This is a genomic window from Vibrio sp. 10N.222.55.C7 (genome assembly GCF_041473335.1).
Taxonomy (GTDB): Bacteria; Pseudomonadota; Gammaproteobacteria; order Enterobacterales; family Vibrionaceae; genus Vibrio; species Vibrio crassostreae_C.
Genome location: NZ_JBFRSC010000007.1, coordinates 113,796 through 134,925, shown reverse-complemented (window position 1 = coordinate 134,925; position 21,130 = coordinate 113,796). Strand labels below are relative to the sequence as shown.

Below are 21,130 nucleotides of genomic sequence, written 5' to 3'. Positions count from 1 at the left end.
TTTTTATTATCGATTAAAGCGAGATTTACTGCCTAACTAAAAGCTTAACGCCAAAAACTAAAAACTAAAAACTAAAAACTAGCCTCGACCACCTTTAATCGCTTTAATGATTTCAGTGGTAGAGCAACCATCTTCAAAGTTAAGTACTTTCACTTCACCACCAGCAGCAATCACTTCCGCACCACCAGCAATCTCTTCAGGCTTGTAATCACCACCTTTCACAAGAATGCTTGGCAGTACCTCAGAGATTAAACGTTGAGGGGTATCTTCAGAGAATGGCACAACCCAATCAACTGCACCTAAGCCAGCCAATACCGCCATACGACGATCAGTTGGGTTCACAGGGCGACCAGGGCCTTTCAAGCGTTTCACTGATTCATCGGTATTTACCGCAACGATCAAACGATCGCCCAGCTCAGCCGCGTGATTCATATAAGAAACATGACCAGCATGTAGAATATCAAAGCAGCCATTGGTCATAACTACCTTCTCGCCTTTCGCACGAGCACGCTTCACCGCTTCAACCAGTGCCGCTTCTGAGATCACACCGTAGTCTGTGTCTTGACTGCCGTGAATCGCTTCAGCTAGCTCTATCGTGGATAACGTTGACGTACCTAGCTTACCAACAACGACACCAGCTGCAGCGTTCGCTAATGCACACGCCTCATCCAATGGCTTACCAGCTGCAACAGACGCAGCCAGTACTGAGATAACCGTATCACCAGCACCAGTTACGTCGTACACTTCTTTCGCTTGGGTTGGCAAGTGGAATGGTGCCTGACCTTTACGTAATAAAGTCATACCATTTTCACTGCGAGTCACCAATAGAGCTTCAAAGTCATACTTCTCGATCAAGGCAATACCCTTCTCGATAAGATCTTCTTCTGATTTCACTTTACCTGCAACCAGCTCAAACTCTGCCATGTTTGGTGTAAGTAATGTCGCACCACGGTAGCGCTCTAAATCCGCGCCTTTGGGATCGATGAATACAGGAACATTGGCTGCGCGTGCTTTTTGAATGAAGCTCTGTACATGCTCTAATGCACCTTTCGCGTAATCTGACAAGATAACCGAACGTACATTTGGTAGGGCTTGCTCCATGCGAGACAGAATAAGCTCTGGGTTGGTGTTTTCGAATTTGTCTTCAAAATCCAAGCGAATCAACTGCTGACCACGGCTCATCACTCGTAGTTTGGTGATGGTTGGATAGTCTTCTAACTCAACGAAATCACACTTAACCTTCAGAGCACCTAAAGTGCTTTTCAACACCTCAGCAGGCTCATCTTTACCAGTCAAACCAACAACATGAGCATGCCCACCAAGAGAGGCAATGTTCATTGCTACGTTGGCAGCACCACCAGGACGCTCTTCGTTATTTTCTACTTTCACAACGGGGACTGGTGCTTCTGGTGAAATACGGCCAGTTGGGCCATACCAGTAACGGTCAAGCATTACGTCACCGACAATAAGAACACCTGATTGGCTGTAGTCAGGTAGAATTGGTTTCATTGTTGAGCTCCAAAAATCGAATCTGGCTAGAGTCTAGCACACTGATTACAGTGGCTAAACTACAGATAAATGAGTAAAAGCCTATCAAGATAAACATAGCACTCGCTACGCTATGACTGAATTATGCTTCCATCCACTGCTTCCATGCCTGAACAACATGTTCTCTTTCCATTTCGAACTTTTCAATCGCCACATCCGCATCAAGGTTAAGTAGATTACGGTGGTGGATTTCATCCCTTAATGTGGTGTACGCATTGGTCAATGCCATACCTTGTTGCTCGTCCATTATCCCTTGCGACAACAAGCTTTCAAAGATTCTCACATTGTCACACCAACGAGTAAGCTTAGGTTTCTCGTTGCTGTATCTCAGCACTAAGTATTGCGCCAAGAACTCAATATCAGTAATACCGCCCGCATCTTGTTTAAGCATGAATCGATCGGCTTTTTTACCGCCTAAATGGCCACGCATTTTTTCACGCATATCCACAACTGACTTTTTGAGTGTTGCCTCATCTCGTGGCAAGCACAAAACCTCATGCCTAGTTTTGTTAAACGCAGATACCAATAAGTCATCACCGTAAATCATACGAGCACGAGTGAGGGCCTGGTGCTCCCATGTCCACGCGTCATTGTGCTGATACTCGTCAAAGGCATCGGTTGGACTCACCAATAGACCAGATGCACCAGAAGGGCGTAGGCGAGTATCGACTTCGTACAAAATGCCAGAAGCAGTTCTGGTCGAGAAAATATGAATAATACGCTGCGCTAATCTTAAGTAGAATTGGCGTCCATCGATCTCTTTCTTTCCATCAGTATAGATGTGTACCGGGCAGTCGTGCATGAACACGATATCAAGATCGGAGTTATAACCAAGCTCCCAACCACCGACTTTGCCATAACCAACGACAGCAAAACCGCGACCTTCGCGATCTTTAACATGGGTCGGTTCACCAAACTTGGCGGATACTTGTAACCAAGCTTGATTGACCCCCGCCTCCACAATGGCTTCTGCTAAGTAGGTCAGGTGATCACTGACCTTCATGACAGGTAGAGCACCCGCAATATCCGCGGCTGCAATTCTCAATATACAGGTCTGCTTAAACTGACGCAGACCTTCCATCTGTTGCTCCATATCATCTTCAGGGATACGGGCTAGATAATCACGCAACTCGGTCTTGTAAGACTCTAAAGGCACGGGATTGTAGAGTTGCTGAGGGTCGATAAGTTCATCTAACAGAATTGGATAACGACCCAACTGCTCCGAAATCATCGGGCTTGCCGTACACAGGCGAACTAGCTGAGTCAACGCGGCAGGGTGTTCATCTAGTAGTTCAAGGTAAGTGGTACGCGTAACGATTTTATGCAGCAGATGCAGTACTCGCGACAAACCAAACTCGGCATCCTTAGCGGTGTACAGCGCTTGAAACACTTTCGGCATCAGTCGATTGAGGACTTCCCGCCCACGAGGGCCAAGAGTCTTTTTAGCCAAATCGGCTTTAAACTGAATGATCGTTTTCGCCGCATCAGGCGGGCTCGCGACCGCAATGTCGTGTTCCAACACGTGCTCAATTACATCGGGTTTATGGGCCATATCCCACAACTCGCTAAAGTGGCTCGCGATCGGATTAGCGTCATCTTCATCAACGCCAATTAGGTCTTCGAACACGGTATGTACATTCGCCATATGGGCGCGAGTTGCCACAATCAAGCTATCCCAATCGGAAAATTGCATGGCAACCGCAAGCTGCAGTTGTTCGAATTCACCGTCAGGTAAGGTTTGAGTTTGCTTATCAGCCATGGCTTGTAACAGGTTCTCAAGGCGACGCAAAAACAGATAAGCTTCACGTAGGTGCCCCACCTCTTCAGACTCTAGCAGATGAAGGGATTCAATCGCACTTAAGGTTTCGAGTAACCCTCGACCGCGTAAGCTAGGCTCGCGTCCACCACGAATCAATTGGAAGACTTGTGCGATAAACTCAACTTCACGAATACCACCAGAGCCAAGCTTGATGTTGTTCGAGAGACCACGACGACGCACTTCGCTGCTGATCATAGACTTCATTCGGCGCAGAGATTGAATCGCACTAAAATCAATATAACGGCGGAACACAAACGGGCGTAGCATTTGGCGAAGCTCTTGATACTCAGGGTACATCTCACTGCCCATCACACGCGCTTTGACCATAGCGTAGCGTTCCCAATCGCGACCTTGTTCTTGATAGTAATCTTCTAGCGCAGCGTAACTCATGACCAGTGGACCACTCTCACCGAATGGACGCAGGCGCATGTCTACTCGATAACAGAATCCATCGAAGGTTTGCTGATCAAGCGCCTTAATAATACGTTGCCCGAGACGTGTAAAGAACTGCGCATTGGCAATGCTGCGTCTTGCACCTTGGGTTTCACCATTCTCTGGGTAGGTGAAGATCAGATCGATATCGGAAGAGAAGTTAAGCTCACCGCCCCCTAGCTTGCCCATACCAATGATCAACATCGGCTGTGCTTCGCCTTGTTCATTACAAGGTGTGCCCCACTCTTTACAACAAATATCGTACTGCCATTGGTAGGTTTCGAAGATCATCGCCTCAGCCAACATCGATAGATGATTTAGGCTCTGCTCTAGCTCCCACACACCCAAAAAATCACGCCAAGCAATGTAGGTCATTTCTCGATTACGGAATTGACGCAGCACGCGCTGACCGCTCATTTCATCGGTGCAACTAGAAAGTAATTCAGCCAAGCGTTCTCGGTATCCTTCAGCGCGTTCTTCGCATGCCAACATATTAGGTAAGTCACCACATAAAACCGTATCACGCTGCAGGCAATCACCAATAAAACAGCTTAAACCGAGTACACGTTTAAGATCTTCAGTCAGTGGCTCAGACCAAGTATTGATGGCTTCACTTTGATGCTCTAATAATTGCTCAAAAGCAGACTGGGAGTGAGTGATGAGTTGAGAAGGCAATGGCATGTTTCTTCCTTGTATAAGCTGCGCGCCGAACAATCGGTTTATCGATTCAGCTCTTCAATAACGAGTTTTCATAACTAAAGATAAGTTATACCAAAGTTACGCCAATAAAAAACGCCCACATTAGCAATGTGGGCGTTTTATCGATTAACTTATCTGGTTGAGCTTACAACCGAGAAACAGTCTCTGGGAATTAGCCTTTGACGGATGAAGATTGGGTGCTGAGGACTAAACCTTAAATTGCTTAATCTTACCGTCGAGTTCTTGCGCGTTACTTTCCATAAGCTGAGAGGTCTCGAGCAGTTCACCAACCACCACAACTGAAGCTTCAACAAGCTCGCGTACATTGGTCAGGTTGACGCTCATCTCTTCAGCAACACTGCTCTGTTGGCCTGCAGCGGTCGCGATCTGGAAGTTCATATCATTGATTTGATTGACTTGGCTTACAATGCCGTCAAGCTCACTTCCCGCGTTAGTCACCAGATCAACACCTTCAGCCGCTTCTACAACACTTTTCTCCATCAGCTCTACCGCAGAGTTAGCGCTGCTTTGTAGATGACTGATCATGTCTTGAATCTCTACCGTTGCTTGCTGGGTGCGCTGTGCAAGGTTGCGAACCTCGTCGGCAACAACCGCAAAACCACGACCCGCTTCACCGGCACGTGCCGCTTCAATCGCAGCGTTCAATGCTAATAGGTTTGTCTGTTCTGAAATGCCTTGGATAGTACCAACCACACTGCCAATTGAGTCAACGCGTTCTTCTACTTGGTTTACCGCTGCTGCAGATGCTGCGATATCTGAAGATAGCTCACTCATCTTAGACACTGATCCTTGAACGAACTTCTGACCAGTAAGAGCTTGGCCTGATGCCTGTTCAGTCAATGACGAAGCGCTTTGTGCATGCTCAGCGACAGTTTGCACCGTCGACGTCATCTCACTCATTGCTGTTGCCAGTTGATCGATCTCGTTGAACTCTTCTTGAGCTGACTCTTTGGTTTCAGACATGCTGATGGTCATCACTTCCGTCAGAGCAAACAGCTCATCAGAAGAGGCCACCTGAGTTTTGATCATGTCGTTCAGTTGGACGCGAGTTTTTTCAAGTTCGCGTGCCACATCGCCGTATTCATCTTTACAGTCCATTTGAATCGGCACTGATAAGTTCTTATCTGCCATGGTTTTAATGGCGTCATTAAGGTATTGAGTCTGGCGCAGCATAACGCGCGCCGCTGCTAACAGAAGAACCACAAACACAATGATCATCAAGGCTGTTTGCCAAGCCACTTGAACTAGGTAAGTCTCGTAATGCTGTTGTGCGACTTGCGCATTGTTCGTTACAGCAAGCAATGAATCGTAAAACGTACTTGCGTCCCATAGCTGCTTCGAAATGATCAAGATAGTGCTGAATATCATCAACATGACCATTTTTGGAACGAGACGAACGTCAGAGATTACCCTTTCCCACGGCTTGAATGACAGTTTAGTCATTGTCAGTTCTCCATTAATTCTTATATATTGATGGCTTCTATATCCGCGAGGTGGCTATGTCAGTCAAAGTTCGCGATTTATTTTGAGCCTCGTATGAATGTTGAATAATACCAAAGACGCCACCAAGCCGATGAGCTTATTGTCACTGATTCTCTCTTTCTTAGCGTTATTTGTGATCTCAGGCTTATTGTTCGTACCGATCGATAAAGAATCGAAACAAGTCCTTATCGGCCTCGATTTTATAATCTGTAGTGTTTTTCTTTTTCAGCTCACAATTGATCTATTTAGATCACAAAACAAAAAAGAATTTCTAAAAGTACACTGGATCGATTTCTTAGCAAGTATCCCAATGATCGAGCCTCTTCGTTTCGCCCGTATTTTTCAAATTCTGCGAGTCATCTTAGTTCTGCGTTCAAGTAAACGTATTTTCAGAGAGTTATTTCGTAATAGGAAAGAGACCACTTTCGCTTCCATCATTCTGCTTTTGGTGATCTTACTGACTATCGGTGCTGGCACGATCCTGCTATTGGAACACAAAGATCCGAACGCCAACATCACTACAGGTCATGATGCTTTATGGTGGGCGTTTGTGACCATCAGTACTGTGGGTTATGGCGACCATTACCCAGTGACCACTTCCGGTCAGTTAGTGGCTTCAATGGTGATCATCTGTGGTGTCGGTGTGTTTGGTATGATTTCAGGCTTGATTACTTCTTTGATCACCTCCCCAACTCATCATGAGAATCAACGAGCGGAAAACAAAGAGAAACACCTTGAGAAGATCATCGAGCAGCAACAGAAAATCTTAGAGCGACTCGAAAAACTTGAGCAACAAACAAAAAAATAGGGCCGGAGCCCTATTTTCAAATTCATACTTCTATTGATACAGGTATCGAGTTTAGTCTTGCCAGTATGGCTCAACCTCAACACTGATTTGGCGTGTCTGTTCCATCGCATGCAGAATGGACACTTCTTGACGAGCTAACCAACGCTCTAGCTGAAGCTTCTCATCGCCTTCCAGCTTCTCAGTCAAAGGCTCTAATGTTTTAAGTGCCAGCAAGTCATCAATGCCTTGCACCATATCGGCCCAAGGTAAACGGAAACTGTTTCGCTCAGCGTCATCATACAAACTCGCGAAACCAACACCAGAATATAGGTTTCGCATCAAACGGTATTGCTGCTCAATATACGCTTGGCTGGTCATCACTCGCTCTGGCGGGAAAGCTTCCATCAAGTCTGCCCATGTGCGATCGAGTTGCTGCACGGAAAACCATTCGATACCACGACCCATTTGCTCACGCGCTTTCTCATCTAAGAAAGGCTGCCAGCCACGAGACAAGATCCAACGGCTCAAATCTAACAATAAACCGGTGTAACGAGCAGAGCTCAGCAAGGTAAGCAGATCTTCACGATCTGGCAGTTGCTCTTGCATCTCTTTAAGCTCAGCGACTAAGAACTTACGCGCATCGAGTTTACGTAGTACATGGCCTTTATCTTCCAGCAAGTCTTCGAAGTGATCATAGCTTTTCAGCCAGTCGAGCTCTTGCTCAAGCCACTTCAACTCTTGACGTAAAATAGCACTCGCACGTCTAGGGACAATGCCACCATAAATGGTGAAAGTCTGGCGGATAAAGCTCAGTGAATGACTGATCTCATGTAGCGCTTCAATCGATTGACGCTCAGTGAAAATCTGCTCGTGATAGTGCCAATGAGCGAGAGCATGCTCTAAAGATTGAATGAAACACGATTCAACGGTATCACTTTTGTCAGTATCAACTAAGGTCAAAGGAGTGACTTCATCTCCTTGATAACCTTGAGCAAGGCGGTAACCCTTAGCTGCTTTACTTAGGTTACCCAAACGCATGCCACCTTGTTCGCAGAATTGGCGAGACAATGTAAATAGCGCATCCGTTTGACCGGATTTAAGTTCCAATTCGACTTCGCAAATCGGTTCTTGCAGGTCGCCTGATTCAACAAAGCCTTGATCGAATGCGACCTCGACTTGGCTACCATCAGGCATACCAATCAACCACTGCTCACGCGTGAAGTTGGTAGAGAACAGAGGAGTCAGCTCAGCTTGCAACGTTTCGATGTCTTTACCTGCTGGCCAGATATCCTCTGGGTGCAGGGCTAACTTAGGTTCGTTGCTGTCGTGTTCTGCATTGTATTCAGGCCTTTGATGCAGGCCAGCAACCACACGACCAGCAGTCTTTACGGTTTGTACAAATACGTCATCAAAGCGTCGAATGCGTAAGCCTGTATCGTGCTTACGTAGCCAGTTGTCAGCGGTGTCAAAGTAGATGTTACCTAGCTCACGACAACTGTGCTGAAGTACTTTAGTTTCAGCAATTTTATTGCGTAAAGTCTCTGAAAATTCAGGAGAAACAAAAAACTTCAGTTCTATCTCGGTTTCCATAGTTATACCTTTCTGTGAAGATAGGGACAGGATATTGCCAATTTGAAAAGTCGGCAAGTCAGAAATATCGCCCTTATGATGATCTAAAACAGTTTTAATGAGAGATTGATTAGGTTAACATGCGCGACTTTGTAGCCATCGCTTAACATTTCACCATGAATATGGTGTATGTTGTTTTAAGGTTATTATTTATTAGGTTGGATGACCATGCCAGTAAATACAATTATGGGGTTATTTGCAAAGTCCCCAATTAAACCTTTGCAGCGTCACGTAGTATGCGTGAACGAATGTTGTTCTCACCTAGTTAATTTCTTTGAAGTTTCTTCAAAAGGTGACTGGGAAAAAGCATCAGAAATTCGAGCTCAAATTTCTCACCTTGAGAAAGAAGCTGACGTACTAAAACGTGAAATTCGCCTTAAACTTCCTCGTGGTTTGTTTATGCCAGTTGATCGCACCGATATGTTGGAGCTATTAACGCAACAAGACAAACTCGCAAACCTAGCGAAAGACATTGCTGGCCGTGTATATGGTCGTCAACTTGTCATTCCTGCTCCTATGCAAGAAAACTTCATCGCTTACGTTAAACGTTGTCTAGATGCAGCGAATCAAGCACAAAACGTAATCAATGAATTAGACGAATTACTTGAGACTGGCTTTAAAGGCCGTGAAGTAACACTCGTTGCCGAAATGATTCATCAATTAGATGTAATTGAAGATGACACGGATGCGATGCAGATCGAACTACGCCAACAACTAATGGCAATTGAAGGCGATCTGAATCCAGTTGATATCATGTTCTTATACAAAATTCTTGAATGGGTTGGTGGTATTGCAGATCAAGCACAGCGTGTAGGCGCTCGTCTTGAAGTAATGCTTTCTCGATCTTAAATCATACGTTAACCATATAACAAAGAGCATTTTTTGAACAAACCACTTATGCGCTGAGTATTCCTCTCGCTGAGCGGTTTTTTGCGTCTAAATTTGTTCCGCTTGTTATCAAACAACTAGGTATTACGATGGATATCCTTGCTAACTACGGCACTGTCCTGATTATTGTTGCAGCAGCTTTCGGTTTCTTGATGGCTATTGGTATTGGTGCAAATGACGTTGCGAACGCAATGGGCACCTCAGTAGGCTCTAAAGCTTTAACCGTTAAACAAGCGATCATTATCGCAATGATCTTTGAATTCGCAGGTGCTTACCTTGCGGGCGGCGAAGTAACAGACACGATCCGTAAAGGTGTTATCGAAACGTCTCTATTCGCTCATCAACCAGATGTACTTGTGTACGGCATGATGTCAGCACTTCTTGCTGCTGGTACATGGCTACTTCTCGCTTCTTACATGGGCTGGCCGGTTTCTACGACTCACTCAATCATCGGTGCAATCATCGGTTTTGCGTGTATTTCTGTAGGTACTGAAGCTGTAGACTGGAACAGTGTTCAAGGCATTGTGGGCAGTTGGATTATCACACCGGTTATTTCCGGTTTCTTCGCTTACGTCATATTTGTAAGTGCTCAACGACTGATTTTTGATACAGAGAACCCGCTATTTAACGCGAAACGCTTTGTACCGGTATACATGTTCATTACAACAATGGTAATTGCACTTGTAACCATCAAGAAAGGCCTTAAGCACGTTGGTCTTCACCTAAGCAACACTGAAGCATGGGTTTGGGCTGCTGGCGTTTCTGCGCTTGTAATGATCGGCGGTTACCTATACATCCAGAAGAAATTCGCTAACCGCGAAGAAGACCACGGCTTTGCAGGTGTTGAAGGCATCTTCTCTGTACTCATGGTTATCACAGCTTGTGCGATGGCATTTGCACACGGTTCAAACGACGTTGCGAACGCGATTGGTCCACTGTCTGCTGTTGTATCAACCGTTGAGCACATGGGTGAAATCACAGGTAAGAGTACTATCGCATGGTGGATTCTTCCTCTAGGTGGATTCGGTATCGTTGTTGGTCTTGCAACAATGGGTCATAAAGTAATGGCAACCGTTGGTACTGGTATTACAGAACTAACACCAAGCCGTGGCTTTGCTGCACAACTTGCAACTGCATGTACGGTTGTACTAGCTTCAGGTACTGGCCTTCCAATCTCTACTACACAAACACTCGTTGGTGCTGTTTTAGGTGTTGGTTTTGCTCGTGGTATCGCAGCACTAAACTTAGGCGTTGTACGTAATATCGTGGCTTCTTGGATTGTGACACTACCTGCAGGTGCTCTACTTGCTGTTGTGTTCTTCTACGGAATTCAAGCTGCGTTTACTATGTAATCGCGACTACGTTAGTGAATACTAGCGTCAGAACAGTGTGAGCTTCAGTAACGATATGTAAATGCCATGTCATTATTGACTCAAACGCACAGAAAGGGAGGCTTTGCCTCCCTTCTTTGTTGCACCGCATAAAGAAACTAAATATTATTTGCTGATTGAGGCTGACTCATACGCCTACCCAATTTGAATCGTTAAGGGATTTACTGTGAAAAAACTGATTAGCTTAGTTTTGTTCGCAATGCTTGCGGCTCCAGCTGCCTTTGCACAAGACCGTTATATTGCTGACAAACTATTTACTTATATGCATTCTGGCCCAAACAACACATTCCGTATCATCGGTAGTGTTGATGCTGGTGAAAAGATTACATTCCTACAAACTAACAAGAGTACGGGTTACACCCAAATTCAAGACAACCGTGGCCGTAAAGGTTGGGTTGAAAGCAAGTTTGTAAGCACTCAAGAAAGCATGGCACTGCGTATGCCTAAGCTAGAGAAAGAGCTGACGGAAGTTAAAGGCAAGCTAGCGAATGCTCGTCAGAGTGCTGACAGCGAAAAAGCTGGCCTAGCAAGCTCTCTAGATTCTCGTAACAAGCAGATTGCTGAACTAGAACAGAACTACAGTGAAATTAGCCAACAGCTAACGAGTTCTCAAACAGAGAACCGTGAACTGCGCGCTAAGCTAGACACTCAAAAAGACGACCTACTATTGAAGTACTTCATGTACGGTGGTGGTGTTGCGGGTATTGGTCTACTTCTAGGCCTTGTTCTGCCACACATCATGCCTCGTCGCAGAAAATCACCAAACGGTTGGGCGTAGACGTAACGCTTGTATTAGGTACAGTAAATTCAGTATCGAAGATCAAAAAGGAGCACCGAGGTGCTCCTTTTTATTTGTCTGTTATCTAGATACCTTTAGAGCTCGCTAGCCTTTCCACTCGTACAGAGCTGGGATTTCTATCTTCTGCTGATTGAACTCTATGATCACCGATTGTGGCTTAATCTCCAGCAATTGAATGTCTTGTCCAATCCAATCTCCTTGCGCCACTTCTTGACCGTTCACTTTTACCCAACGCTTGGTTTCGCTGCTCGAGTACATATGGGTTTGTAGGTCTAACTTAGGAAGGACGCCTGATAAGCTATTGGTGTGCGTTTCCAACTCAATGACCTGAGAACCCCTTTGCCCTGAGGGTCTAGAATCCATCGGCTCAGGAGCGCTTTGTTGCTCCCCCATAATGGATTCAAGCTTCAATGCCAAATCAGGTGGCAACTCACTGAGGTCTAGCCCTTGCAGCAGATCACTGTCCGATTGTAAGTCACTATTTGATTGCTGATCAGTGCTTGATTGCAGAGCAGTCGTTTCATCACTCGCGCCTGGCTGAACGGATGACGATTCAGAACTGGCTGTCATTTGAGTGTTGTTATCAGCATTAGCGAAGATCACTGTTGAGCCACCAGCGGTGTTTGCACGATTAGCGCCAGAATCAATCTGTGCATACATCTCTTGGCGTGGCAATGCTTTCAACGGTTGGCTCGCCGGTGCAGGGCGAACGGTGAACAAGGCATCTTCTTCCTCAGACACGGCATCCATGCTTGCTATATCAGCATCCGCAATTTCAGGCTCAATGTCTGATTCAGTTTTAAATTCTGGCAGAGCGACATTGGCAGCTTGGTTCACGGCTTCTTGTTGTTGGATATACGATTGATAAGCCAAGACGCCACCCACCAACAAAGAAGGAACCAAGATTAAGAGTAGCCCCATCGCTAACGATGAACCTCGCTTGTTGCTCATCCCTTTTGCAGAATTAGGAACATGATGATTCTGGTAGACTTTGAAGCTTGGTTTGCTAAGAGAGTGCTGATTAATAGAAGATGGCTTGTGAGACGGCTGTTTAAGTTCGTGCATAATACGTGACATTAGCTTTCGCCCCCTTCTAGTGACATCAGCTTAGGCGAATCGAGTTGAGCTAATCTCTGCAATCTTGCTAAGGTGCGCTTACCTGCAATGCCATCAACAGACATACCTTGCCACGTTTGAAATGCTTCGATTTTCATTTTTAACTCATAATCAAATACATCACTACCGGAAACAACCTCTCCTAATACTTCAGAAAGCAGTAGATCAAGCAAAGCAACCGCTTCACCTTGATAGCCCTCTTTAAGGGTCTCTCGCAGCGGCTGCTTCCAAATAGCGACGTAATCGCCTTGCCAGATTTGCTCTAAGGATTGCTTCGGCATCACCAACAGCTTTTCATTAACCAGCAACTCGACAGAATCCTTAGACACGCCATACAGCACAGCAAACACTGGTTTTTGGTCTATGTCGAGATTAAGTACCACAGGAACACCAAGTTCTAACAAGGTATCCAAACTGGCCTGCTGCTGCTCACACACAAAAACACTTTGTGGCTCACTTAAGCACAATCCATCACGCAGTGAAGATTGATATCCCCACAGCGTATACAAGTCTTTGATAGCGAGAGAACGATTGGTCCCCTGCATCAAATGTTGTTGAATGTGTTGTGGCAATTCAAACTTGGCAGGTTTTGGCTCAGCAACCAACTTAGGAACATCTGATACCAAAGAACGCTGAGTACGTGCTAACACTTCCGTCTTTGCTCCATTTGATGCATCCGTAGGCAACCAAGCATTGATATAGCTTGGAGCGAAGTTAAAGGTCGCTATTGCAAGACCAACGCTTAACGTCGCAATCCCTGCGTATTGGAATAACTTAGGCGCGACACGAGAAGTTAGAGCTTTCTCGACGTGATACACATCGGCCTGAAAGGACATAACCTGCTGACACGCTCGGTTAACCGTTTCATTGCTCGGTAGCTGCTCACCGTCATGAAAAGCCAACTGCAGTGCTTTATCACACACCAAGTTAATGAGCCTTGGAATACCATGCGTATATTGAGCAATCAGCTTGATAGAACGGTTCGAAAACAACATCTGCTCGCCACCCGCCGTCTCCAAACGAAACGCGATGTACTTGCCCGTTTCTTCGGTATTAAGAGGCAGTAAGTGATAACGACCAGTAATGCGCTGTGCTAGCTGACGTAGCTGCGTGGTTTGTAAGTGCTGTTGTAATTCCGGCTGGCCGACCAACAGTACTTTTAACAGCTTACGATTGTCGGTTTCCAAGTTTGTTAGAAGGCGTAACTGCTCCAACACATCGGCAGCGAGGTGTTGGGCTTCATCGATCACCAATAGGGTTTGAATGCCTTCGGCATGGCTATCAAGTAGAAAATAATGAATAGCCTGACTGAGCTGTTTCAACGATGCTTGTTCTGGGTACTCGACCTCAAACTCATCGCAGATAGCTTCTAGTAAATCCGTATTTGAAAACGTAGGGTTAAGTATAAGGCCAGCCTGAGTATGACTATCCAATGAAGACAACATCGCCTTAGCGACCGTTGTTTTCCCTGTACCAACCTCACCAGTAAGCATCGCAAAGCCCCCACCCTCGCCTAAACCGGCTTGTAGGTTCTGCATCGCTTCTTGATGGCGCTGACTCAAAAACAAGTAGCGAGAATTTGGTACAATCGAAAATGGCATCTCAACGAAGCCAAAATATTCCTTATACATGTGCTGCCCTATAATTACGATTAATGGAAAGTACCATTGCTTGCAGTAAAGTCCAGCAGTGATAAAACATTTCGAGGTGATAAGTTGCAAATTTACGATAGCCTACCAAAAGACAACGGGCTACAACGCTATCTAGTCGGTGGAGCAGTGCGCGATAAGCTGCTCAATATTGATAGTTATGATAGAGATTGGGTCGTGGTAGGGAGTACCCCTCAAGAGATGGAAAACCTTGGCTTTACTGCTGTGGGAAAAGATTTCCCGGTATTCTTGCACCCAAAAACCAAAGAAGAGCACGCACTGGCTCGCACTGAGAGAAAATCAGGCTCTGGTTACACAGGCTTCGAATGTTACTTCGCGCCAGACGTGAGTTTGGAAGAAGACCTGATGCGTCGAGATCTGACCATCAACGCTATAGCTCAAGATGATAAAGGCCAACTTCACGATCCTTATCATGGCCAGAAAGATCTCTCGGATCGTATCTTAAGACACGTTTCAGACGCTTTTGTTGAAGACCCTCTTCGTGTACTGCGTGTGGCTCGCTTCGCCGCCAAGCTTCACCATCTTAACTTCACGGTTGCACCTGAAACCATGGATATTATGAGTGAGATCGTCCAATCTGGTGAGCTGGCACACCTTACTGCAGAGCGAGTTTGGCAAGAGTGGCATAAGTCTCTTAGTACACCGCACCCTGAAGTGTTCCTCTCTGTATTGAAAGAGTGTGGTGCATTGGCAGTCGTATTACCTGAGATTGACGCTCTATTTGGCGTCCCTCAACCTGAAAAATGGCACCCTGAAATCGACACGGGTATTCACACCCTGATGGTTGCTCAGCAAGCTGCACTATTAAGTCCATCGCTACCGGTACGGTTTGCAGCTCAAGTGCATGACTTAGGTAAAGGCGTCACACCACAAGCTGAATGGCCAAGCCATAAAATGCACTGCCACACAGGTGTTAAGATAATCAAGAAACTGTGTGAGCGAGTGAGAGTGCCCAATGAATTCAGAGATCTCGCACTATTAGTGTGTGAGCAACACTCAAACATTCATCGTGCTGGCGAGCTTAAGCCGACAACTTTCCTTAAGGTTCTCAACAAGTTCGATGTTTGGCGTAAACCAGACCGCCTTAACGACATCTTGCTTTGCTGCCAAGCCGACCACGCAGGCCGTAAAGGGTTGGAAGATCAACCTTACCCTCAAAAAGCGCGTTTTGAAGTGGCTTACCAAGCGGCGCTTCAAGTTGAAGTCAAAGCGATCATTGCCGATGGTTTTCAAGGCAAATATATTCGAGAAGAACAAGAGAAGCGTAGAGCCATCGCAATTGAAAACGCCCTATCAGAGCTCGCTAGCAGTTAATCGTCACCGTTCTAATTAAACCGCATTAAAAAACCCGCGACTAGGCGGGTTTTTCCGTTTCAATCTGTAGGACGAAACATTTGTCTACGTAAGTCGAGTGTTACTGCATCATTAAGAAAGCAAACAGACCACAACCTAAAATCAGGCGGTAGATAACGAACGGTGTCATGCCCATACGAGAGATAAGCTTCAAGAAGAAGTGGATACAGATGTAAGCACTGATGAAAGACACCGCAACGCCCGTTAGCAAAGTGCCAACATGGATTGGGTCACCGCTAGTCACCAACTTAAGACCTAAATAACCACCCGCCAGAGTGATGATTGGGATAGACATTAGGAAAGAGAATCGAGCTGCCGCTTCACGAGTGAAACCAAGGTAAAGCGCCGCGGTAATGGTTGCGCCAGAACGAGACGTGCCCGGAATGATCGCCATTGCTTGAGCAAGACCAATAAACAGCGCCTTTTTCCAACCCGCTTGGTATTCGTCATCGCGCAGGCTTGAGTTCTTGTCCACCCACCATAGCAATAGACCAAAGATAATCGTTGTCGTCGCGATCACCCACGCACTGCGTAAGTAAAGCTCAACAATATCTTTCATCAACAAGCCAAAGATACACGCAGGAATCGTCGCGAGAATGATCATCCACGCTAACTTCGCTTCTTTACTGCGATCGCCTTTAAACACTGAACCAAAGAATGCGCTCAACAGAGAGACCACTTCTTTACGGAAATAGATAACCACGGCTGCCAAAGTACCAACGTGGACAGCCACATCAAAAGCCAGACCTTGATCTTCCCAGCCTAAAACAGCAGAAGGAAGGATTAGGTGTGCAGAACTGGAAATAGGTAAAAACTCTGTAAAGCCTTGCACCAACGCCAATATAAACGCTTCAAAATAACTCATTACTTACCTTAAAAATTATAGTTTTATATCTACGACAGAGAGCGAATCTAATTGCTGCATCTTCTGCCATATTTCACTGACGGTTCTTCCGTCTTGCGGGATCACTCGCGCAGGACAAAGATCATAAAGCGGTTGTGTTACAAAAGGATATTTGTAGATATCACTGCGTGGTAATTCTGGTTCACGCTCAGAAACCTCCTCTCCAAACAGCACAATATCAAGATCGAGTTTTCGATCTTGTAGTTTGTGCGCATCTTGAGAGCGACCCCATTTAAACTCAATTTTACGCAGCTGCTGTGAAAATTCAGTCAATGAGAGTGACGTGTCGAGCTCTATCACAAAGTTATAAAACGGATGGCTATTAAAACCCACAGGCTCACAGTGATAGATTTTAGAGCATTTAAGGTTAGTCCCTAACGATTGAAGCTCTGTCCATGCCACCCTTGCATGCTTATCGCGGTCTATGTTCGTGCCAACACCAACATAGGCTACTGTCATGCTTGACCTCGTTCGATGATCACACCAACGGCTTTTGCTTGTGGCACTGCGCCAGGTTTAGCCAAGCGGATTTTAATCCACGGCACAGAAAATTGAGTCATGATCAATTCAGCGACTTCTTCAGCCACACGTTCAACCAATAGAAATCGGCCATTCGCAATGTGATCAAGTACAGCTGTACTCACAGTCGAGTAGTCCAAAGCATCAACCACATCATCACTCTTACCCGCTGGGCGGTTGTCATGAGCCATTTCAATATCAAGCACAAGTTTCTGTTTAATCTCTTGTTCCCAATCGTAAACACCAATCGTTGTAATTACTTCTAGCTGTTCAATGAAAACTTTATCCAGTGCCATGACTTGTCCTTTTAGAGGTCGGATACCCATATGGGGGAAAAAAACGTATTATTTGCGTAATTCGAGATATGATATCAATTACTCTTGGATTGAGCATTATTTTCCCATCGTTAGGCTTATAACCGTTTAAGGAAAGACATGACCCCATTGGCACTAATCATGATCATTGCAGCCTATTTGCTAGGTTCAATCTCTAGTGCGGTCTTGATATGCCGAGTCTTAAGACTTCCTGATCCAAGAACGGTAGGCTCCAATAACCCGGGCGCCACCAATGTACTGCGCGTTGGCGGTAAAGGCGCCGCTGCTGCCGTCCTCCTGTGTGACATGCTGAAAGGCACTATCCCTGTCTGGCTTGGCTACTACCTCAAGATCGACCCAATCATTCTTGGGGTTGTCGCAATTGCGGCGTGTCTAGGTCATATGTATCCGATCTTCTTCCACTTCAAAGGTGGTAAAGGCGTGGCAACTGCACTCGGAGCTATCGCCCCAATAGGATTCGATCTAACCGGAATGATCATGGCAACTTGGTTAGTGGTCGCGTTTTTGTTTCGTTACTCTTCTTTAGCTGCACTGGTTACTGTGCTACTTGCCCCTTTCTACGCTTGGTTAGTCAAACCTCAATACACACTGCCTGTAGCCATGTTGTGTTGTTTGATCGTGTTGCGTCACCATCAGAATATCCGCCGCCTACTCGATGGCAGCGAACCAAAACTCGGACAAAAAAAATCGGCTTAAACTGTCACGTCTAAGCCGAACCATAATATTCAGTATTTAAAGCTTACAGCAGATGTTTATCTAAAAACGTCTTCAGCATTGTGTTCACAAACTCTGGTTGCTCTAACGAGCTAATATGACCTGCGCCAGGAATCACCACTAATTCACTGCCCGTAATGCAATCGTGCATTAGGTATGACTCAAGTACCGGACGTGGTTTATCTTCTTGTCCTACAGCAATCAAAACAGGCAGAGCAAAGTTCTCTACCGATTCAATCATATCGCGACGTCCAAACACCATTCGACCAATTCGTGCCACTTCTTCAGCGTTGTCGCCCTCAAGAGCTGATAACTGCTGAGTAAAACCTTCAACTAAAGCTGGCGTGTTGGTTTGAGCATCATTAGCGAAGAACAGTGGCACAACCGCTTCAACAACTGGCTGAGGGACCGTCTTGGTTTGAGTGATTGTATCTAACATGCTGAAGTATTTCGCGTGAGCAACTTCTGGCTCTAGACCTACAAAAGTATCCATTAGAACCAAAGACTTAATACGTGAAGGTGCAAGTTCCGCTAACTCAGTACCCCACATACCGCCAACCGATAAGCCAACCACTGAGAATTCTTCGATCTCTAAATGATCAAGCAGAGCCAAAACGTGCTGAGCGTAATCTTTCAAGTTACGCATCGAAGTGGGTGCTGCTTGAGATTCACCATGAGACCAAAGCTCTGGAACAATACAGCGATACTGAGTTTTTAACGCTTCGATCTGCGGCTTCCACATTGCACTATCCCAAAGGTAGCTGTGGCCGAGTACAACAACAGGGCCTTGACCTTCATCTAGGTACGCCATCGATTGATTGTCTACTGTGAACTTGTTCATTTTCTTCCCTAATCTCTATCAGCAATTATTTATCGACATACAGTCGGTAAGCTAGGATATAAAAACGGCCGCACAAGGCGACCGTTTATCGAAACACTATAGTCAATTACGCAATTGGCTCTAGCTGGTCAATAGGCCAACGCGGTGTGGCATGAACAGACAAATCAGCCGTTTCGCCATTCTTTAGGCGCTGCATGCCCGCATAAGCGATCATCGCACCGTTATCTGTACAGAATTCAGTGCGTGGGTAGTACACCTCACCACCGATTTTCTTAGCAAGAGCTTCAAGCTCAACACGCAGTTGTTTGTTGGCACTAACACCGCCAGCAATCACTATACGTTTCATGCCCGTTTCAACCAAGGCACGCTTACACTTGATTACTAAGGTTGCACAAACGGCTTCTTGGAACGCGTAAGCAATATCAGCGCGAGTTTGGTCATCATTATCGTTATCACGAATGGTATTCGCTGCAAACGTCTTCAAACCAGAAAAGCTCATATCTAAACCCGGACGATCGGTCATTGGACGCGGGAACTTAAAACGACCCGGAGTGCCTTTTTCTGCCAAGCGAGAGAGCAGTGGACCACCAGGGTAATCTAAGCCCATCAGTTTCGCGGTTTTATCAAACGCTTCACCCGCTGCATCATCAATCGATTCACCGAGGATTCGGTATTCACCAATACCTTTCACTTCTACCATCATGGTATGCCCGCCAGAAACCAGCAGAGCCACAAATGGGAATGGAGGTGGGTTGTCTTCTAACATTGGCGCAAGAAGGTGACCTTCCATATGGTGAACAGGCACAGCAGGCACCCCCCACGCATAAGCAATACTGCGACCAATCGTTGCACCTACAAGCAGTGCACCCACTAAACCAGGGCCAGCTGTGTAAGCCACACCATCAATGTCTTTCGACGTTAGGTTCGCTTCAGCTAATGCCGCTTTAATAAGAGGAATTGTTTTTTTCACGTGGTCACGCGAAGCTAGCTCAGGCACCACACCACCGTAATCGGCGTGCAGCTTTACTTGGCTATATAATTGATGAGAAAGCAGCCCTTGCTCATCATCATAAATCGCGATTCCTGTTTCATCACAAGAGGTTTCAATACCAATAATGCGCATAATTTTCTCGGCACGCTTTCGTCTAAAATGGGAAATTAGCGCAATATTACCCTGCCTAAGCTCTTCAAACAAATATTGTACAGACTATAATCGACAAAGTGCTTTACAAAGCCACTGTGATCGGATTAAAATTCCGCACCATTTTTGATCAAGCTGGTTAATGGCCAAACGCGAATAGAGAGTTAGCTCGATGGGTAACTTCTCTGATTTGGTACTGAGTGGCCAGCGATAATGAATAACCCCTGAGGTGAAAGGCATATGCCAATAGTTAAAGTACGTGAAAACGAACCGTTCGACGTTGCACTACGTCGTTTCAAGCGCTCTTGTGAAAAAGCAGGTATCCTTTCTGAAGTTCGCCGTCGCGAGCACTACGAAAAGCCAACTACAGTTCGCAAACGCGCTAAAGCAGCGGCTCAAAAGCGTCACGCTAAGAAGCTAGCTCGCGAAAACGCACGTCGCGTTCGCCTGTACTAATAACTTAATCCATAAGGACTGAGTTATGGCTCTTATTGAACAACTCAAAGAAGAGCAAAAATTAGCGATGAAAGCCAAGGACAAACCGCGCCTTGGCACTATCCGCTTAGCTCTTTCAGCAATTAAGCAACGTGAAGTTGACGAACGGATCACTCTGAACGACGACGACATTCTTGCTGTATTAGTTAAAATGGTTAAGCAACGTCGCGATTCTGTTGCTCAATATGAATCAGCAAATCGTCAAGATCTTGCTGACGTGGAAAAAGCAGAAATTACGGTACTTGAAGGCTTTATGCCTCAACCGCTAACTGATGAAGAAGTTATTGCACTACTTGATAGCGCAATCGCCGAAGCTCAACCAGCGGGCATGCAAGACATGGGTAAAGTAATGGCTATCTTGAAACCACAAATTCAAGGGCGTGCAGATATGGGTAAAGTTAGTGGTTTAGTTCGTTCTAAACTCGCTTAATCCCAAATCAAATTGCAACAAGCCGTGCAATCCTTCGGAACGCACGGCTTGTTTGTATCTGTAACCTATTCAAACTATTATTATCCACACTCTCAGTTAGTGCATTTTTCTAAGGTT

19 protein-coding genes are annotated in these 21,130 nt (G+C 45.7%); 8 read left to right on the top strand and 11 right to left on the bottom strand.

The annotated features are described in order from the left end of the window. Positions 1-78 precede the first annotated feature (78 nt). From hldE to AB4482_RS02115, 3 genes are all read right to left on the bottom strand, one after another. Complete coding sequence (hldE, locus tag AB4482_RS02125; protein ID WP_017069485.1) at positions 79-1,509, bottom strand: bifunctional D-glycero-beta-D-manno-heptose-7-phosphate kinase/D-glycero-beta-D-manno-heptose 1-phosphate adenylyltransferase HldE; 1,431 nt, start codon at positions 1,507-1,509, stop codon at positions 79-81. A gap of 121 nt (positions 1,510-1,630) precedes the next feature. Continuing rightward, complete coding sequence (gene glnE, locus AB4482_RS02120; protein ID WP_372180481.1) at positions 1,631-4,480, bottom strand: bifunctional [glutamate--ammonia ligase]-adenylyl-L-tyrosine phosphorylase/[glutamate--ammonia-ligase] adenylyltransferase; 2,850 nt, start codon at positions 4,478-4,480, stop codon at positions 1,631-1,633. 225 nt (positions 4,481-4,705) lie between these two features. After that, positions 4,706-5,962: a methyl-accepting chemotaxis protein gene (locus AB4482_RS02115; RefSeq protein WP_017061421.1), complete on the bottom strand. Its 1,257-nt coding sequence runs from the start codon at positions 5,960-5,962 to the stop codon at positions 4,706-4,708. A gap of 97 nt (positions 5,963-6,059) precedes the next feature. On the opposite strand from AB4482_RS02115, the gene AB4482_RS02110 reads away from it, so the two are divergent. Beyond that, on the top strand, positions 6,060-6,809 hold the full coding sequence (locus AB4482_RS02110) for a potassium channel family protein (protein WP_102321461.1): 750 nt from the start codon (positions 6,060-6,062) through the stop codon (positions 6,807-6,809). A gap of 51 nt (positions 6,810-6,860) precedes the next feature. Here the strand turns inward: AB4482_RS02110 and AB4482_RS02105 are convergent, their stop codons facing one another. Then, entirely contained in the window at positions 6,861-8,378 is a 1,518-nt protein-coding gene (locus AB4482_RS02105) for a CYTH domain-containing protein (protein WP_372073187.1), read from the bottom strand. A 207-nt stretch (positions 8,379-8,585) separates the two neighbouring features. Between AB4482_RS02105 and AB4482_RS02100 the strand changes: the two genes are divergently transcribed. The 3 genes from AB4482_RS02100 (at position 8,586) to AB4482_RS02090 (ending at position 11,474) form a co-directional block, all read left to right on the top strand. Then, positions 8,586-9,266: a TIGR00153 family protein gene (locus AB4482_RS02100; RefSeq protein WP_010434644.1), complete on the top strand. Its 681-nt coding sequence runs from the start codon at positions 8,586-8,588 to the stop codon at positions 9,264-9,266. Between the two features lie 128 nt (positions 9,267-9,394). Next, positions 9,395-10,657: an inorganic phosphate transporter gene (locus AB4482_RS02095; protein WP_017061418.1), complete on the top strand. Its 1,263-nt coding sequence runs from the start codon at positions 9,395-9,397 to the stop codon at positions 10,655-10,657. Between the two features lie 205 nt (positions 10,658-10,862). Beyond that, on the top strand, positions 10,863-11,474 hold the full coding sequence (locus AB4482_RS02090) for a TIGR04211 family SH3 domain-containing protein (RefSeq protein ID WP_017062917.1): 612 nt from the start codon (positions 10,863-10,865) through the stop codon (positions 11,472-11,474). A gap of 105 nt (positions 11,475-11,579) precedes the next feature. Here AB4482_RS02090 and AB4482_RS02085 read toward each other — a convergent pair whose 3' ends face one another. Further along, complete coding sequence (locus tag AB4482_RS02085) at positions 11,580-12,572, bottom strand: general secretion pathway protein GspB (protein ID WP_372180480.1); 993 nt, start codon at positions 12,570-12,572, stop codon at positions 11,580-11,582. After that, positions 12,572-14,242: an ExeA family protein gene (locus AB4482_RS02080; RefSeq protein WP_206360673.1), complete on the bottom strand. Its 1,671-nt coding sequence runs from the start codon at positions 14,240-14,242 to the stop codon at positions 12,572-12,574. The genes AB4482_RS02085 and AB4482_RS02080 overlap by 1 nt, the downstream gene beginning before the upstream one ends. A 36-nt stretch (positions 14,243-14,278) precedes the next feature. On the opposite strand from AB4482_RS02080, the gene AB4482_RS02075 reads away from it, so the two are divergent. Beyond that, complete coding sequence (locus AB4482_RS02075) at positions 14,279-15,595, top strand: multifunctional CCA addition/repair protein (protein WP_372180479.1); 1,317 nt, start codon at positions 14,279-14,281, stop codon at positions 15,593-15,595. A gap of 100 nt (positions 15,596-15,695) precedes the next feature. Here the strand turns inward: AB4482_RS02075 and AB4482_RS02070 are convergent, their stop codons facing one another. From AB4482_RS02070 to folB, 3 genes are read right to left on the bottom strand one after another with little or no spacing between them, the layout of a single operon-like run. Next, entirely contained in the window at positions 15,696-16,499 is an 804-nt protein-coding gene (locus tag AB4482_RS02070; protein WP_010434624.1) for an undecaprenyl-diphosphate phosphatase, read from the bottom strand. Between the two features lie 15 nt (positions 16,500-16,514). Further along, a complete protein-coding gene (gene folK / locus AB4482_RS02065) occupies positions 16,515-16,997 on the bottom strand; it encodes a 2-amino-4-hydroxy-6-hydroxymethyldihydropteridine diphosphokinase (protein ID WP_017061413.1) in 483 nt (160 codons plus the stop codon). After that, on the bottom strand, positions 16,994-17,353 hold the full coding sequence (folB, locus tag AB4482_RS02060; protein WP_004735969.1) for a dihydroneopterin aldolase: 360 nt from the start codon (positions 17,351-17,353) through the stop codon (positions 16,994-16,996). Before folB ends, folK begins: the two co-directional genes overlap by 4 nt. Positions 17,354-17,491: 138 nt before the next feature. Here folB and plsY point away from each other — a divergent pair, with 138 nt between their 5' ends. Next, positions 17,492-18,088, top strand: coding sequence for a glycerol-3-phosphate 1-O-acyltransferase PlsY (gene plsY, locus AB4482_RS02055; protein WP_009847793.1), 597 nt, complete (start codon positions 17,492-17,494; stop codon positions 18,086-18,088). Between the two features lie 43 nt (positions 18,089-18,131). Here plsY and AB4482_RS02050 read toward each other — a convergent pair whose 3' ends face one another. After that, on the bottom strand, positions 18,132-18,947 hold the full coding sequence (locus AB4482_RS02050) for an alpha/beta fold hydrolase (RefSeq protein WP_372180477.1): 816 nt from the start codon (positions 18,945-18,947) through the stop codon (positions 18,132-18,134). A 106-nt stretch (positions 18,948-19,053) separates the two neighbouring features. Then, on the bottom strand, positions 19,054-20,070 hold the full coding sequence (gene tsaD, locus AB4482_RS02045; protein ID WP_019826876.1) for a tRNA (adenosine(37)-N6)-threonylcarbamoyltransferase complex transferase subunit TsaD: 1,017 nt from the start codon (positions 20,068-20,070) through the stop codon (positions 19,054-19,056). A 258-nt stretch (positions 20,071-20,328) separates the two neighbouring features. Here tsaD and rpsU point away from each other — a divergent pair, with 258 nt between their 5' ends. Continuing rightward, entirely contained in the window at positions 20,329-20,544 is a 216-nt protein-coding gene (gene rpsU, locus AB4482_RS02040) for a 30S ribosomal protein S21 (protein WP_004396009.1), read from the top strand. Between the two features lie 25 nt (positions 20,545-20,569). Next, complete coding sequence (locus tag AB4482_RS02035; RefSeq protein WP_017069475.1) at positions 20,570-21,013, top strand: GatB/YqeY domain-containing protein; 444 nt, start codon at positions 20,570-20,572, stop codon at positions 21,011-21,013. Positions 21,014-21,130: the final 117 nt, after the last annotated feature.

What these genes read in the sequence shown, in the direction of transcription:
- hldE (WP_017069485.1), bottom strand. Translation starts at nt 1,509, where the DNA reads ATGAAACCAATTCTACCTGACTACAGCCAATCAGGTGTTCTTATTGTC.
- glnE (WP_372180481.1), bottom strand. Translation starts at nt 4,480, where the DNA reads ATGCCATTGCCTTCTCAACTCATCACTCACTCCCAGTCTGCTTTTGAG.
- AB4482_RS02115 (WP_017061421.1), bottom strand. Translation starts at nt 5,962, where the DNA reads ATGACTAAACTGTCATTCAAGCCGTGGGAAAGGGTAATCTCTGACGTT.
- AB4482_RS02110 (WP_102321461.1), top strand. Translation starts at nt 6,060, where the DNA reads ATGTTGAATAATACCAAAGACGCCACCAAGCCGATGAGCTTATTGTCA.
- AB4482_RS02105 (WP_372073187.1), bottom strand. Translation starts at nt 8,378, where the DNA reads ATGGAAACCGAGATAGAACTGAAGTTTTTTGTTTCTCCTGAATTTTCA.
- AB4482_RS02100 (WP_010434644.1), top strand. Translation starts at nt 8,586, where the DNA reads ATGCCAGTAAATACAATTATGGGGTTATTTGCAAAGTCCCCAATTAAA.
- AB4482_RS02095 (WP_017061418.1), top strand. Translation starts at nt 9,395, where the DNA reads ATGGATATCCTTGCTAACTACGGCACTGTCCTGATTATTGTTGCAGCA.
- AB4482_RS02085 (WP_372180480.1), bottom strand. Translation starts at nt 12,572, where the DNA reads ATGTCACGTATTATGCACGAACTTAAACAGCCGTCTCACAAGCCATCT.
- AB4482_RS02080 (WP_206360673.1), bottom strand. Translation starts at nt 14,242, where the DNA reads ATGTATAAGGAATATTTTGGCTTCGTTGAGATGCCATTTTCGATTGTA.
- AB4482_RS02070 (WP_010434624.1), bottom strand. Translation starts at nt 16,499, where the DNA reads ATGAGTTATTTTGAAGCGTTTATATTGGCGTTGGTGCAAGGCTTTACA.
- folK (WP_017061413.1), bottom strand. Translation starts at nt 16,997, where the DNA reads ATGACAGTAGCCTATGTTGGTGTTGGCACGAACATAGACCGCGATAAG.
- folB (WP_004735969.1), bottom strand. Translation starts at nt 17,353, where the DNA reads ATGGCACTGGATAAAGTTTTCATTGAACAGCTAGAAGTAATTACAACG.
- plsY (WP_009847793.1), top strand. Translation starts at nt 17,492, where the DNA reads ATGACCCCATTGGCACTAATCATGATCATTGCAGCCTATTTGCTAGGT.
- AB4482_RS02050 (WP_372180477.1), bottom strand. Translation starts at nt 18,947, where the DNA reads ATGAACAAGTTCACAGTAGACAATCAATCGATGGCGTACCTAGATGAA.
- tsaD (WP_019826876.1), bottom strand. Translation starts at nt 20,070, where the DNA reads ATGCGCATTATTGGTATTGAAACCTCTTGTGATGAAACAGGAATCGCG.
- rpsU (WP_004396009.1), top strand. Translation starts at nt 20,329, where the DNA reads ATGCCAATAGTTAAAGTACGTGAAAACGAACCGTTCGACGTTGCACTA.
- AB4482_RS02035 (WP_017069475.1), top strand. Translation starts at nt 20,570, where the DNA reads ATGGCTCTTATTGAACAACTCAAAGAAGAGCAAAAATTAGCGATGAAA.